Source organism: Teichococcus aerophilus (assembly GCF_014490485.1).
Classification (GTDB): Bacteria; Pseudomonadota; Alphaproteobacteria; order Acetobacterales; family Acetobacteraceae; genus Pseudoroseomonas; species Pseudoroseomonas aerophila.
Genome location: NZ_JACTVA010000016.1, coordinates 1 through 12,429, shown reverse-complemented (window position 1 = coordinate 12,429; position 12,429 = coordinate 1). Strand labels below are relative to the sequence as shown.

The 12,429-nt window shown below is 71.9% G+C and carries 11 protein-coding genes; 9 read left to right on the top strand and 2 right to left on the bottom strand.

The window, feature by feature from the left end:
• Positions 1–115 precede the first annotated feature (115 nt).
• From IBL26_RS10820 to IBL26_RS10800, 5 genes are all read left to right on the top strand, one after another.
• Positions 116–820, top strand: coding sequence for a biotin/lipoate--protein ligase family protein (locus tag IBL26_RS10820; RefSeq protein ID WP_187784499.1), 705 nt, complete (start codon positions 116–118; stop codon positions 818–820).
• Complete coding sequence (locus tag IBL26_RS10815) at positions 817–1,359, top strand: DUF6505 family protein (RefSeq protein ID WP_187784498.1); 543 nt, start codon at positions 817–819, stop codon at positions 1,357–1,359. The genes IBL26_RS10820 and IBL26_RS10815 overlap by 4 nt, the downstream gene beginning before the upstream one ends.
• The gene (locus IBL26_RS10810; RefSeq protein WP_187784497.1) at positions 1,356–2,426 is read left to right on the top strand and encodes a DUF6352 family protein; all 1,071 of its coding nucleotides are present in this window, start codon (positions 1,356–1,358) and stop codon (positions 2,424–2,426) included. Before IBL26_RS10815 ends, IBL26_RS10810 begins: the two co-directional genes overlap by 4 nt.
• 190 nt (positions 2,427–2,616) lie before the next feature.
• Positions 2,617–3,138: a DUF3305 domain-containing protein gene (locus tag IBL26_RS10805; RefSeq protein ID WP_187784496.1), complete on the top strand. Its 522-nt coding sequence runs from the start codon at positions 2,617–2,619 to the stop codon at positions 3,136–3,138.
• Positions 3,135–3,773 (top strand): DUF3306 domain-containing protein, encoded by a 639-nt coding sequence (locus IBL26_RS10800; RefSeq protein WP_187784495.1) that lies wholly within the window; start codon positions 3,135–3,137, stop codon positions 3,771–3,773. Before IBL26_RS10805 ends, IBL26_RS10800 begins: the two co-directional genes overlap by 4 nt.
• Before the next feature lie 342 nt (positions 3,774–4,115).
• Here IBL26_RS10800 and IBL26_RS10795 read toward each other — a convergent pair whose 3' ends face one another.
• Together IBL26_RS10795 and IBL26_RS10790 are read right to left on the bottom strand one after the other, a co-directional pair.
• Complete coding sequence (locus IBL26_RS10795) at positions 4,116–5,165, bottom strand: NAD(P)/FAD-dependent oxidoreductase (protein WP_187784494.1); 1,050 nt, start codon at positions 5,163–5,165, stop codon at positions 4,116–4,118.
• A 719-nt stretch (positions 5,166–5,884) separates the two neighbouring features.
• Positions 5,885–6,913, bottom strand: a complete 1,029-nt coding sequence (locus IBL26_RS10790; protein WP_187784493.1) for an amino acid ABC transporter substrate-binding protein — start codon at positions 6,911–6,913, stop codon at positions 5,885–5,887.
• Positions 6,914–7,490: 577 nt separating this feature from the next.
• Between IBL26_RS10790 and tsaE the strand changes: the two genes are divergently transcribed.
• From tsaE to addB, 4 genes are all read left to right on the top strand, one after another.
• Entirely contained in the window at positions 7,491–7,961 is a 471-nt protein-coding gene (tsaE, locus tag IBL26_RS10785) for a tRNA (adenosine(37)-N6)-threonylcarbamoyltransferase complex ATPase subunit type 1 TsaE (protein ID WP_187784492.1), read from the top strand.
• Positions 7,962–8,025: 64 nt separating this feature from the next.
• Positions 8,026–9,045 (top strand): aminoglycoside phosphotransferase family protein, encoded by a 1,020-nt coding sequence (locus IBL26_RS10780; protein WP_187784491.1) that lies wholly within the window; start codon positions 8,026–8,028, stop codon positions 9,043–9,045.
• A 47-nt stretch (positions 9,046–9,092) separates the two neighbouring features.
• On the top strand, positions 9,093–9,797 hold the full coding sequence (locus IBL26_RS10775; protein WP_187784551.1) for a nucleotidyltransferase family protein: 705 nt from the start codon (positions 9,093–9,095) through the stop codon (positions 9,795–9,797).
• Positions 9,798–10,147: 350 nt separating this feature from the next.
• Positions 10,148–12,429: double-strand break repair protein AddB (gene addB / locus IBL26_RS10770; RefSeq protein WP_241749252.1), on the top strand; the 2,282-nt coding region annotated here is incomplete at its 3' end.

Below are 12,429 nucleotides of genomic sequence, written 5' to 3'. Positions count from 1 at the left end.
CGCAACGGGCCGGTACTGCTTGGGCCGGCGCCGCCTCCGCGCCGGCACGAAGAATCCCGACCGCGCCCCTAGCCAGCCGATGTCTGAAACAGTCTCTGAGCCAGGGGCCGGCCTGATGCCGCTGGAACCGTCCGCCACCCTGCCGCCCCTGCCCAGCGTCTTTACCCCGCACGCCCTGACGGCGGCGGCCGATGCGGTGGCCGAGGCTGTGGCGATGGCGCCGCGCCATGGCGCCGGCACCCTGGTCTGGGCCGATTCCGCCGGGCGCATCGACGCCGCGGTGGTGCTGGAGCCGGAAACGCCGCTGGAGGCCGCCCACCCCGCCCTGCTGGCGGCCGCCAACGCCATGGCCGATGCGCTGGTGGTGCTCGGCCCACCGGAAATCCCGGTGACGCTGCGCTGGCCCGCCACGCTGCTGGTGAATGGTGGGCAGGTCGGCGAGGCCGTGTTGGCCGTGCCGCAGGGCGCGGCAGCGGACGCTGTGCCCGCCTGGATCGTCGTCGGCGTCCGGCTGCGGATGCGGCAGGCGGAGGCGGCGGAGCCAGGCCTGCACCCCGGCCGGACCGTGCTGTGCGAGGAAGGCTTCACCGAGGTGCCGGTGCCGGAACTGGTGGCCGCCTGGGCGCGCCATTTAATGGCCGGGCTGGCGGAGTGGCAGGACGACGGCATCCGCCGCCTGGCCGAGAAGACCCTGGCGAGGCTGGAGCCGGAGGATTGGATGGAGGGCGCCCGCCGGGCGCTGGACCCCCGTACCGGCGCCCTGCTGCTGGAGCGCGACGGCCAGCGCCGCCGCCACGCATTGGAGGCGACCAGCCCATGACGCGCCTGCCCCGTACCCTGCGCCTCGATGCCTCGGACGCCGTGGTGTTCGACGCCGCCGCCGAGCCCGGCGAGTGGGCCGTGCCCGGCGGCTTCGCTTTCTGGGACGAGGACCCGGCCGGCCTGGCCGGCAAGCGGCGGCAGGCCTTCCGCGCCGGCTTCCTCGGCCTCGGCAGCTTCGGCTGGTCGACGCTGGTGGAGGTGGCGGAGGCGACTCCCGACCAGCGCGCCGCGGCCGTGGCCGCCCTGGCCAGCCATATCCGCCAGGCCTATGGCGCGCCGGACGACGCAGCGGCGGAGGCCGCCGCGCAGGAAGAGATCCGCTTCGCGGAATCGCTGTGCGACCATCCGCCCGGCACCGTGCTGGCGCTGGCACGCAGCATCGAGGATGGCGCGGTGCGGGAACGCTTCCGCACCCTGCACCGGCGGGAGAACCCGCATCATGATTTCGGCAGCCTGCCCGTCTTCGGCGTGGTCGAGGTGGAGGGAGAGGACGAACCGATGGAGACCCCCGACCTGAGCGCGATGGCGCGCCGATGAACGCCCCTCCCTCTCCCTCTCCCTCTCCCTCTCCCCGCGCCCTGTGGCCCGATTTCTGGGTCGCCTCCGGCCATCATCTCTGCGACCGGGACGCGCAGGGAAGGCTGATGCCGACGCCCGATTTGTGGCGCGCCTTCCTGGCCCGGCCGGAACTGCTGCCGCCGGAGGAAGCCTGCGAGGCCGAGCGCGTGCTGCACGCCGCCCTGTTGCGGGACCCGCTGCGGCCGGTGGACGCCGCCACGCTGGCCCGCCTGGCCGACCCCGATGCCGCCGAGAACTGGCAGGTCTTCCTCGGCTTCCGCGACCGGGTGATGGCGCACCCGACGCTGGAGGCTGCCTGGATCGGCCTGTATCGCGCCGGCGTGCAGGGTGTGCCGCCGCTGTTCCTGCAGATGCTCACGCAACTCGTCACCCGCGCCGCGATGGAGGGGGTGGAGGATGCGTATGTCCTGCGCGCCGCCGAATGCCTGTTCCGGCCGCAGCGCGCCGCCATTCACCAGGGCGCGCTGCTGCTGGCGGATGAGGAAACCGTCGATGCCCGCGCGCAGGATGGCGATTTCGGCACGCTGGGCCAACTCTTGGCCGAAGCCGGCTCGCCGCCGCGCGAGGTGGAGCTGGACGTGCTGGGCGCGCCCGACCCCGCCCCCTACGCCGCCCGCGCCGATGCGCATGACTACGCGCTGGACATCGCCGAGACCCGCCCCGGCCAGCACGCCCTGGCCCGTGCCCTGGAGCGCTTCCTGGCGCATGTGATGGGCGAGGAGGTGAGCATCCGCCCCGCCATGGTCATCGAGGACCAGAACTGGTCCTGGCATGTCGGGCTGGATACCGAGGCCACCGCCCTCGCCAACGACCTCTGGCACGGCAAGGAAGTGTCGCAGACCCGGCTGGCGCGCATCCTCTGGCTCGGCGTGCTGGAGTTCACCGAGCCCAGCCGCGTGCTGCCGCGCGCCGCCGGCCAGCCGGTGTACCTGGCGCTGGCGATGGACGCGGCGCAGCGGGTACGCCTGAAGCCGCAGAACTTGCTGACCGGCCTGCCGCTGCTGCAGGCGGAGGCCGCGTCGTGACAGGGGTGGCACGCAAGGTCGGGGAAGGAATTCCCCGAACCCCATCTTCTTTTTGTCAGTTTTGGGTTGCGCGGGAGGTAGGCCTCCGCGCGGCACCGAAGCGTGCCACTGAAGCCTGCGGCAAACAGGCAGAAAAAGGAGGGGGCTCGGGGGAGTTCATTCCCCCGACCTTGCTTTTGGGAGCGCGGCCATGAGCGACGCCTTCGGCACCCCCGACACGTTGCGCATCGACCTGGCCGTCGTGGCGGAACGCCGCCCTGCCACCAGCCGCTGGATCGACCATGTCTGGCGCGTGGTGGAGGTGCTGGAGGACGCGCCCGCCCTGCCGCCCTGGACCGAGCTGCGCCAGGAGGCCGGCCGCACCCTGTTCCTGGCCGGGCACGCCACCCTCTCCCTGCATCCCACCGACACGGACAACTACAAGCACAACCTGGAAGGCCCGGACCCACGCGTCTGGGTGGTGCTGCGGCCCGCCGACGCCGCGCCCGGCATGGTGCTGCACCTGGTGACGCTGGACCCGGGCGAGGCGCATCTCTACGCCGATGTCGGCAACGACACGCTGGAAAGCCTGCCCCTGCCCGCCTTCCTGCACGCCCCGGCGCTGGATTTCATCGCCCGCCACCACAAGGACCGCGGCTTCCACAAGCGCCGGCGGGACCGCGCGGACCCTGAGGCCCTGGCCCGCCGGCAGCGCCCCCGGGACGATTCATGAGCGACGGCTTCCTCAGCCGCTGGTCCCGCCGCAAGCGGGGCGTGGAACCGGAGGCCCCGGCGCCGCTAGCGCCGCCCGCCGCCGCCGTCCCGCAACCGCCTGCCGAGGAAGAGTTCGACCTCTCCACCCTGCCGCCGCTGGAAAGCCTGGGCGCGGGCAGCGACCTGTCCGCCTTCCTGCACGCCAAGGTGCCGGCGCTGCTGCGCCAGGCCGCCCTGCGCCGCGTCTGGGCCGCCGACCCCGGCATCCGCGACTTCACCGGCCCGGCCGACTACGCCTGGAACTATAACGACCCCAACGGCGTGCCTGGCTTCGCGCTGGACCTGGGCGATGTCGACCTGAAGAAGCTGCTGGCCCAGGCCATTGGCGCCCCCGAGGAGCCGGAGGAAGAATCTCCGCCCGACGCCACCATCGCCGACGCTACTCTCGCCGGCCCCGACCTCGGCACAGGAGATCCCGATGCGGCGGAGCCGGCCATGATCGCCGAAGCCCCGCCATTGACGCTGACGGATGACCCCGTCCGCCTCACCGTGGCCGAACCGCTACCCCCGCCCTTGCCGGCCTTGGAGGACGATGAGCCCCCGCCGCAGCCCGTGCTGCGCCGGCATGGTGGGGCGATGCCGCGCCTGGGGTGAGGACGAGGAAAGGCCGGTGAAGGAATTCCCCGGGCCCCTTCTTTTCTTTTCCGAGTTTTTGTCGCTGTGGCTGTTGAGGGGCGGTCTGGTTGGAGACAGGGCCGGGGCGCGCCAGAGGTCTAGGACCTTCGGCGACTGAGGGTTCAGCGCCCGTGGCCTTTTTGACGATGGCTGGTGCGCCTGCTGGCTGCGGTCACGCCTGAATCCGTCAGGCCTTTGGTTCGGCGGTGCCGCTACGGCATCTTCCGGCGCGTCCCTCCACCGCAAGGCGCCCCGCCAAACGCGCAGAAAAAAGAAGGGGCCCGGGGAATTCCTTCCCCGGCCTTCACTTCCCTTGAGCAATCAGCCCGGCACGCCCTTCGACGTGCTGTACTCGAAGTGCAGCGCCTCGCCCGGGAAGATGCGGGGGTGGATGGCGTGGGCGGCCATGGCGGCTTCGGAGAAGCCTTGCAGGATCAGCTTCAGCTTGCCGGGATAGGTGGCGATATCGCCGATGGCGTGGATGCCCGGGCGGTTGGTGGAAAGGGTGGCGGGGTCCACCGTGATGTGGCTGCGTTCCAGGCCCAGCCCCCATTCCGCGATCGGGCCCAGTTCCATCGACAGGCCGAAGAAGGCCAGCAGGTGGTCGGCGGGGATGCTGCGCTCCTCGCCCTTCAGCGTGGCCAGGACCACGTGGTCCAGCTTGCCGTCGGTGCCTTGCAGGCCGTGTAGCTGGTAGGGGATCGCCAGGTCGATCTCGCCCCTCTCGGCGGCGGCTTCCATCTGGGCGGCGGTCTCGGGCGCGGCGCGGAACTTGGGGCGCCGGTGCACGACCGTCACGCGCGCGGCGATGTCCTTCAGGCTCAGCGCCCAGTCCACTGCGGAATCGCCGCCGCCGGCGATGACGACGCGCTTGCCGCGCAGTTCCTCGCGGCGGGAGACCATGTAGCGCACGGCGCCGGTGGCCTCGTAGGCCTCCAGGTCGTTCAGGGGCGGGCGGTTGGGGCCGAAGGCGCCGGCACCGGCGGCGATGATGACGGCCTTGGCGCGCACCTGCTCGCCCTGGCTGGTGCGCAGCACGAAGCCGCCCTCGCCGTCATCGGCCAGTGCGTCGACGCGGCGGCCCATCAGGTAGATGGGGGCGAAGGGCTGGGCCTGCTCCTCCAGCCGCGCGATCAGCTCCGCGCCGGCGATGGCGGGGTGGGCGGGAATGTCGAAGATCGGCTTCTCGGGGTACAGCGCGGCGCATTGGCCGCCGATGGCCTCCAGCGTGTCGATCACTACGCATTTCATCCGCAGCATGCCGCATTCGAACACGGCGAACAGCCCGGTCGGGCCAGCGCCAATGACGGCGACATCGGCCTGGATGGCGGCCTCATGCGCAACGGCGGCGGGGTGGGTGGCGTCGGCCATCGGGTCTCTCTCCGCGTGTCGAGGGGCGAGTGCATAGGGCATATCGCGCCGCGCCGGAACCGGGGGGATGATGTGGTGGCCCGGGGCCAGAGGGGGCGCCGCCCCTCTGGACGCCCCCGCTGGGGTGGCAGGGCCACCCCAGGCCCCGCCATGAGTTCAAGAGAGCCATGGGTGATGTCGAGGTGGCGTGAGCCTCAGCGACCGCGGAGGCGTTTCCCTGGAACGGCGGCTGGCCGACGTTCCAGGAAGAGGCGACAAGTCAGGCGAGAAGGAATGCCACCGATCAAACCTGCAGGTTTGATCCTTCTCGAATGCATGAGTTTCGGTGGGCCTGGCCGGATTTCGTCTTTAAGCCCGGCTGGGATCGCGCCTGTCACTGACGGCCGAAGCTTCAGCTCGCGCGGCTTTTGTGTTGATCCAGGCTTCGCCTTGTAGTTCCGAAGGCCGAACGGAAGCATGCATGCATTTGGCCAGAAACATCCCCGAACTTCACGGGACGCTGGTGAGCCCCGGCACAGCGCCATGCATAGGCCGACCGTCCCGGATCCGGGCAAGCATCCCCTTTGGAAATCCACGGAGAGCCCGCCTTCACCCCCGCATCGCCCAGACACCCAGACCCAAGGCAAAACGATCAGCGGGGTCCGGGGTGGACTTTCCACCCCGGCGGGGGTCCAGGGGGCGGTGCCCCCTGGCCTGCCCCCATTCAGTCCCAGTACAGCTCAGCGCATCGGCGGCGCGTACTGGATGCCGCCCTTGGTCCACAGGTTGTTCACGCCGCGGGGGATGCCGATCGGACCCAGATTGCGGTCCCAGATCTCGCCGTAGTTGCCCAGTGCCTTGATGATGCGCACGGCCCAGTCCGGCTCCAGCCCCATCATCTTCCCCAGGTCGCCGGTGCGGCCCATGAAGCGCTGGATGTCCGGGTTGGTGCTGTTGGCGTGGCTGTCGATATTTGCCGCCGTCAGGCCCAGCTCTTCCGCCGTCAGCAGGGCGAAGTGGGTCCAGCGGGCGATGTCGAAGAAGCGCCAGTCACCCTTGCGGATGGCCACGCTCAGCGGCTCCTTCGAGATGATCTCCGGCAGCACGACGAACTGGTCGGCATTGGCGCCCTGGTTGTAGCGCAGCGCAGCCAGGGTGGTGGAATCGGTGCTGTAGGCGTCGCAGCGGCCGGAGAAGAAGGCTTTGCGGACTTCCTCCACATCCTCGATCAGCAGCGGGGTCATGGTCAGCCCCTGGGCGCGGAACCAATCCGCCGCGTTCAGCTCGGTGGTGGAGCCCGGCTGCATGCAGATGGTGGCGCCGTTCAGCTCCCGCGCCGAAGAGATGCCGAGGGACTTCTTTACCAGGAAGCCCTGGCCGTCGAACACGTTGGTGCCGACGAAGGCCAGGCCCAGCGAGGCCTCGCGCGACAGCGTCTGGGTCGTGACGCGGGAGAGCACGTCGATCTCGCCCGACTGCAACTGCGTGAAGCGCTGCTGAGTGGTGGTGGGGACGATGCGCGCCTTGTCAGGGTCGCCGAAGATCGCCGTGGCGATGGCGCGGCAGTAATCGGCGTCGATGCCGCGGAAGCGGCCATCGCTGCCGGGCGTCGCGAAGCCGACGGTGGAGGGCGTGACGCCGCAGACCAGGGCGCCCCGCGCGCGGATGGCACCCAGCGCGTCGGTCGCTGGCTGGGCAGCGGCCGGGGTGGCGAGCAGGGCGAAGGCAGCAGCAAAGCCGCCGAGGCAGGTGGATGCCAGCAGGCGCATAATGGGTTGTTCCCTCCCGAACCAGGCGTTGCTGGTTCGCAACGCTGGGGCGCGGATTAAGACGGGGGGCAGGTGGCCGCGCAAGGTGCGCCTTGCGGGATGCTCGCGCTTTCGCGATGCACCACGCGAACCGGGGCGTATGTGAAGGCCGGGGGAATGAATTCCCCCGGACCCCCTTCCTTTTTTCTGCCAGTTTGCGGGTGTTGGAGGGGTGCGCTGTTTCGGTGAGCGGTGCCGCGCCTGGCGAATGGGTGGCGGTCGGATAGCACAGCGCCGGTTGCAGCCTGGCGGCAAGCCGGTGGTCGGCGGAACAGGATCCTGGTCCCTGAGATGAACTGAACAGGCGCCGAAGCCCGTGGTCCTAGGCTGAGGGATCAACGCACTGAAATTGTATAAATATCTGTCTCGACAGGCAGCCGGCATCCCTGACGCGTGCCAAAACCCGGGTTTCCAAAGGCCTCAGTCCTTTGGCGGGGAGAGCGTGAGAGGGGCACCGCCCCTCTCACAAAGCCCTGGTCAGGCAAACAAGCCGCCGCCCTTGTGGCCGGGGCGCGCGGCGGGGCAGATTGGGGGGCCGATGCCCCATGATCTCGCGCCCCCTGTCCTGACCCTTTCCCTGCCCAATCTGGCGGCGACCGAGGCCTTGGCCGCCCGCGCCGCCGCCCTGGCCCGGCCGGGCGATGCACTGCTGCTGGAGGGGCCGCTTGGGGCCGGCAAGTCCGCCTTCGCCCGCGCCTTCCTGCGGGCCGCCGCCGGCGATTCGGGGCTGGAGGTGCCTTCCCCCAGCTTCACCCTGGTCCAGGCCTACGAGCTGCCGGCGGGCGTGGCGCATCATTTCGACCTGTATCGCCTCTCCGGCCCGGATGAGCTGATCGAGCTGGGGTGGGACGAGGCGCGGGACGGCATCGTCATCGTCGAGTGGCCGCAGCGGCTGGAGCACCTGGCCCCCACGGACGCGTTGTGCCTGGCGCTGGAGCCCGGGGAGGGCGACCAGCGCACCGCCACCCTGACCGGATGGGCCGGCCGGTTGGAGGCGCTGGCGGCATGACGCGCCGGTACATGCAACCTTCCCTTGGCAAAACCGCCCGCCGCCGCCAGGAACCTGCCGCAGCATGAACGCCATCGACACCTTCCTGGACACCCAGGGCTACGCCCAGGCCAGTCGCGCCGCCCTGCCGCAGGATGCCGGGCACCGCCGCTACACCCGCCTCTCCGGCGCGGTGCCTCGGCCTGCCCTGCTGATGGACTGCACTGATGCCGCCAAGGTCGGGCTGATGCCGGAGGAGGATCTGGTGCCGTTCCTGCGCGTCGCCGCGCATCTGGGCGGGCTGGGCCTGTCCGCCCCCGCCATCCTGGCGGAGGACCGTGCCAACGGCCTGCTGCTGGTGGAGGATCTGGGCCACGACACTCATGCCGCGCTGCTGGATGCCGGCGCCGACCCGCTGCCGCTCTATGTCGGCGCGGCGGAGGCACTGGCGGCGCTGCATGCCGCCCCGCCCCCCGCCGGCCTGCCGGATTACGAGGCGCCGACCATGACGCGGATGGCCGGGCTGACCTTCCTGGACTGGTGGTGGCCCGCGACCTTCGGCACCCCCGCCAGCCCGGAGGTGCGGGACGAATTCGAGGCGGCGATGCGCGCCATGCTGGACCCCTTCCTGGGCGCCGGCGGCTTCGTGCACCGGGACTATTTCCCGGCCAACCTGCTGCACCTGCCGCAGCGGCCGGGCGCGCGCCGCGTCGGCATCATCGACTTCCAGGATGCCGCGCGCGGCCATCCGGCCTACGACCTGGTCAGCCTGCTGCAGGATGCCCGGCGCGACGTGGCGCCGGCGGTGCGGCAGGCGGCCACCGAAGCCTATTTCGCCGCCCGCCCCGATGTGGATGTCGCGTCCTTCACCGCCGCCACGGCGGCGATGGCGGCGCAGCGGCATCTGCGCGTCGCCTCGCTGTGGGTGCGGCTGGCGCAACGGGATGGCAAGTTCGGCTATCTGCGCCACGGCCCGCGCTGCTGGGGGCTGCTGGCGCAGGCGCTGCATCATCCCTCCACCGCGCCGCTGACCCGCTTCCTCGACCGCTACGTGCCGCTCCCGCTGCGCCAGAACCCCGCCGCTCTCAAGGAACACGCTGCTTGACCGTTTCCTCCCCCACCCTTCAGGACCCGGCGCCCCTGGCTTCCGCGATGGTGCTCGCCGCCGGCCTCGGCACCCGCATGCGGCCGCTGACCGAGGCACGCCCGAAGCCGTTGCTGCCGCTGGCCGGCCACACCCTGCTGGAACACGCGCTGGACCGGATCGAGGATGCCGGCATCGGCAACGTGGTGGTCAACGCCCACTGGTTCCCCGACCTGATCGAGGAGGTGTGCGCCACCCGCACCCACCCCCCCACCGTGCTGCGGGAGGAGACGGCGCTGGAGACCGGCGGCGGCGTGAAGAACGCGTTGCCGCTGCTCGGCACCCAGCCCTTCCTGGTCGTCAACGGCGATGCCTTCTGGCTGGACGGCCCCGTGCCCACCATCCAGCGCCTGGCCGGGCGCTTCGACCCGGAGCAGATGGACGCGCTGCTGCTGATGGTGCGCTCCGCCCAGGTGGATGCCGAGGTCGGGAACGGCGACTTCCTGCTGGACCCGCTGGGCCACGTGCGCTGGCCGAAGGAGAAGGAAGTGGCCCCCTATGTCTTCGGCGGGCTGCAGGTCGTGCATCCGCGCCTGCTGGACGGCAGCACGGAAGGCCCGTTCAGCATGCGCCAGCCCTGGGCCCGCGCCATGGAGGCCGGGCGGCTGTTCGGCCTGGTGCATGACGGCGCGTGGTTCCACCTCTCCCGCCCCATCGACCTGCGGCGGGCGGAAGTGGCGCTGGCCACCGGGCTGACCCGGGTTCTGTTCTGATGCCACGCGGCCCCCGGCCCGACCCTGCCGTGCAGCCGCAGCTGGATTTCGGGTCGCCGCCGCCATCTGCTGGCAGGGCGAGCGGCAAGGCTGGGGAAGGAATTCCCCAGGCCCCTTCCTCCATTTTGCCAGAAAAAGCTGCGCTGGAATCGGGGGCGGCCGAGGTGGGACAGGCCGACGGAACATCGAAGGATCTGGCTGCGCCGCTTGAAGGCGGCGCCGCGAAAACATCAAAGCGGCAACGTGGGCTGCACGCGCAGCCGCCGCAGGCCAAAGATCTCCGGCGCAACCCCGCCCAGGAAGACCTGCCGCCGTCCTCCGCGCATGCGGAAAAACTCGAGGAAAAGAAGATGGGGTCTGGGGAATTCCTTCCCCAGCCTTCTCCCCCCGCCTCCACGTCCGCCTCTGCCGAAGCCCCCGCGAGCACGGACCCCAGCGCCCCGCCCCGCCCGCGCCATGTGCTCGGCCTCTACAACATCCCGGCGCACCTGCCCTTCCTGGACACCCTGGCCCAGGGCGTGATCGAGGAGATGGGCGGGCTGGGGGATGACCCGGCGACGCTGGCGCGCGTGACGATCCTGTTGCCCACACGGCGTGCGGCGATGGCGTTGCGGGAGGCCTTCCTGCGCGCCGCCGGGGGCCGCACCCTGCTGCTGCCGGCGATGCGGGCGCTGACCGGCCTGTCGGTCGAGGATGCGGACGAACTGGCCTTGCCGGGATTGCTGGACCTGCCGCCGGCGGTGGACGCGCCGCGCCGGCAGGCGGTGCTGACCGCGCTGGTGCTGCGCCTGCCCCCCCGTTACGGCGGCCCGAGCGGCCCGGAGCAGGCCTGGCGGCTGGCGACGGCCTTGGCCGAATTGCTGGACGAGATGGCGCTGGAGGGCTGCGACCCCCTGGCGCTGCCCGGCCTGGTGCCGGAGGAATTCGCCACCCACTGGCAGGTGACCATCACCTTCCTGCGCGGCGTGCTGGATGCCTGGAACCAGTGGCTGGAGGAGCAGGGGCTGATGGATATCGGCCCCCGCCGCGTCGCAGCGCTGGAAGCGCAGGCGGAGGCATGGCGGGAAAACCCGCCGGCCGACCCGGTCTTCGCCGCCGGCATCGGCGCCGGCGGCACCATTCCCGCCGCCGCGGCGCTGCTGAAGGTGATCGCGGGCCTGCCGCGCGGTGCCGTGGTGCTGCATGACGGCATGGAGAAGATGACGCCGGAACTGTGGGAGGCGATCTGCCAGAGCCCGACCCACCCGCTGTTCGGCCAGAGCAGGCTGTTGCAGGACATGGGCGCGGTGCCGGCGGATATCCGGCCCTGGCACGGGCTGGGCGGCGCGCATCTGGAACCGGCGGGCGTGCCGGTGGGGGACCCTGGCCTGGCACGGCGGGCGGAACTGTTGGGCCGCGTCATGCGCCCGGCCGCCGGCATCGGCGCCTGGCTGGACCGGCAGCCGGATTACTGGAAGCCGGCGCTGGCCGGCCTGTCGCTGCTGGAAGCCGCCGATGTGCAGGCGGAGGCGGTGGCCATCGCCCTGCTGCTGCGCCAGGCGCTGGAGACGCCCGGCGCCCGTGCCGCGCTGATCACCCCGGACCGCGACCTCGGCCGGCGCGTGGCCGCCGAGCTGACGCGGCATGGTGTGCTGGCCGACGATTCCGCCGGCCAGCCGCTGGGCGAGACCCCGGCCGGCGCCTTCCTGCGCCTGCTGGCCCGCGCCGTGGCGGAAGGGTTCGCACCCGTGCCCCTGCTGGCACTGATCAAGCACCCGCTGGCTGCGGGCGGCATGCAGCGCGCGGCGTGGATGGAGGCGGTGCGGCTGATCGAACGCCGGGCCCTGCGCGGCCCCCGCCCCGCCCCTGGCCTGCCCGGCCTGCGTGCCCGCGTGCTGGAGGCGCTGGGGCGGGAGCGGGATGCCGCGCTGCTGGCCAGCGCCCTCGGCCTGCTGGACGCGCTGGAAGCCGCGCTCGCCGATTTCAGCGAGCTGCCGGACAGCCCCGCCCGCCCGCCGGCCGACCTGCTGGACGCGCACCTGATCGCCGCCGAGGCGCTGGCTTCCACCGACACCCGCCCGGGCGGCCTGCGCCTCTATGCGGGCGAGGAGGGTGAGCCGCTGGCCGTGCACCTCGCCAGCCTGCCGCCGGCCTTCCGCGAGTTGGCGCCGATGAGCCCGGCCTCCTGGCCCGCGCTGTTCGACGTGGCGCTGGAAGGGCCGCTGGCCCCCAGCATCCGCATCAGCCGGGGGCGGGAGGGCGGGCGGCATCCGCGCGTCGCCATCCTCGGCCTGCTGGAAGCCCGGCTGCAGCATTTCGACCTGGCGGTGCTGGGGGCGCTGGAGGAAGGCGTCTGGCCCCAGGCCACCGACCCGGGGCCGTGGATGAGCCGGCCGATGCGCGCCGATTTCGGCCTGCCGGCGCCGGAGGCCCGCATCGGCCGCGTCGCCGCCGATTTCCTGCTGGCCGCCGCTTCCGCCCCGCAGGCGGTGCTGGCGCGCGCCCGCAAGCGCGCCGGCTCCCCCACCGTGCCGTCCCGCTGGCTGACCCGGATGGAGACGTTCCTGGCCGGGCAGCACGACGGCGGCCCCGGGCTGGCGCTGGACGCCAGCCCCGCCCTGGGCTGGGCCGCCGCGCTGGACGTGCCGGCGGA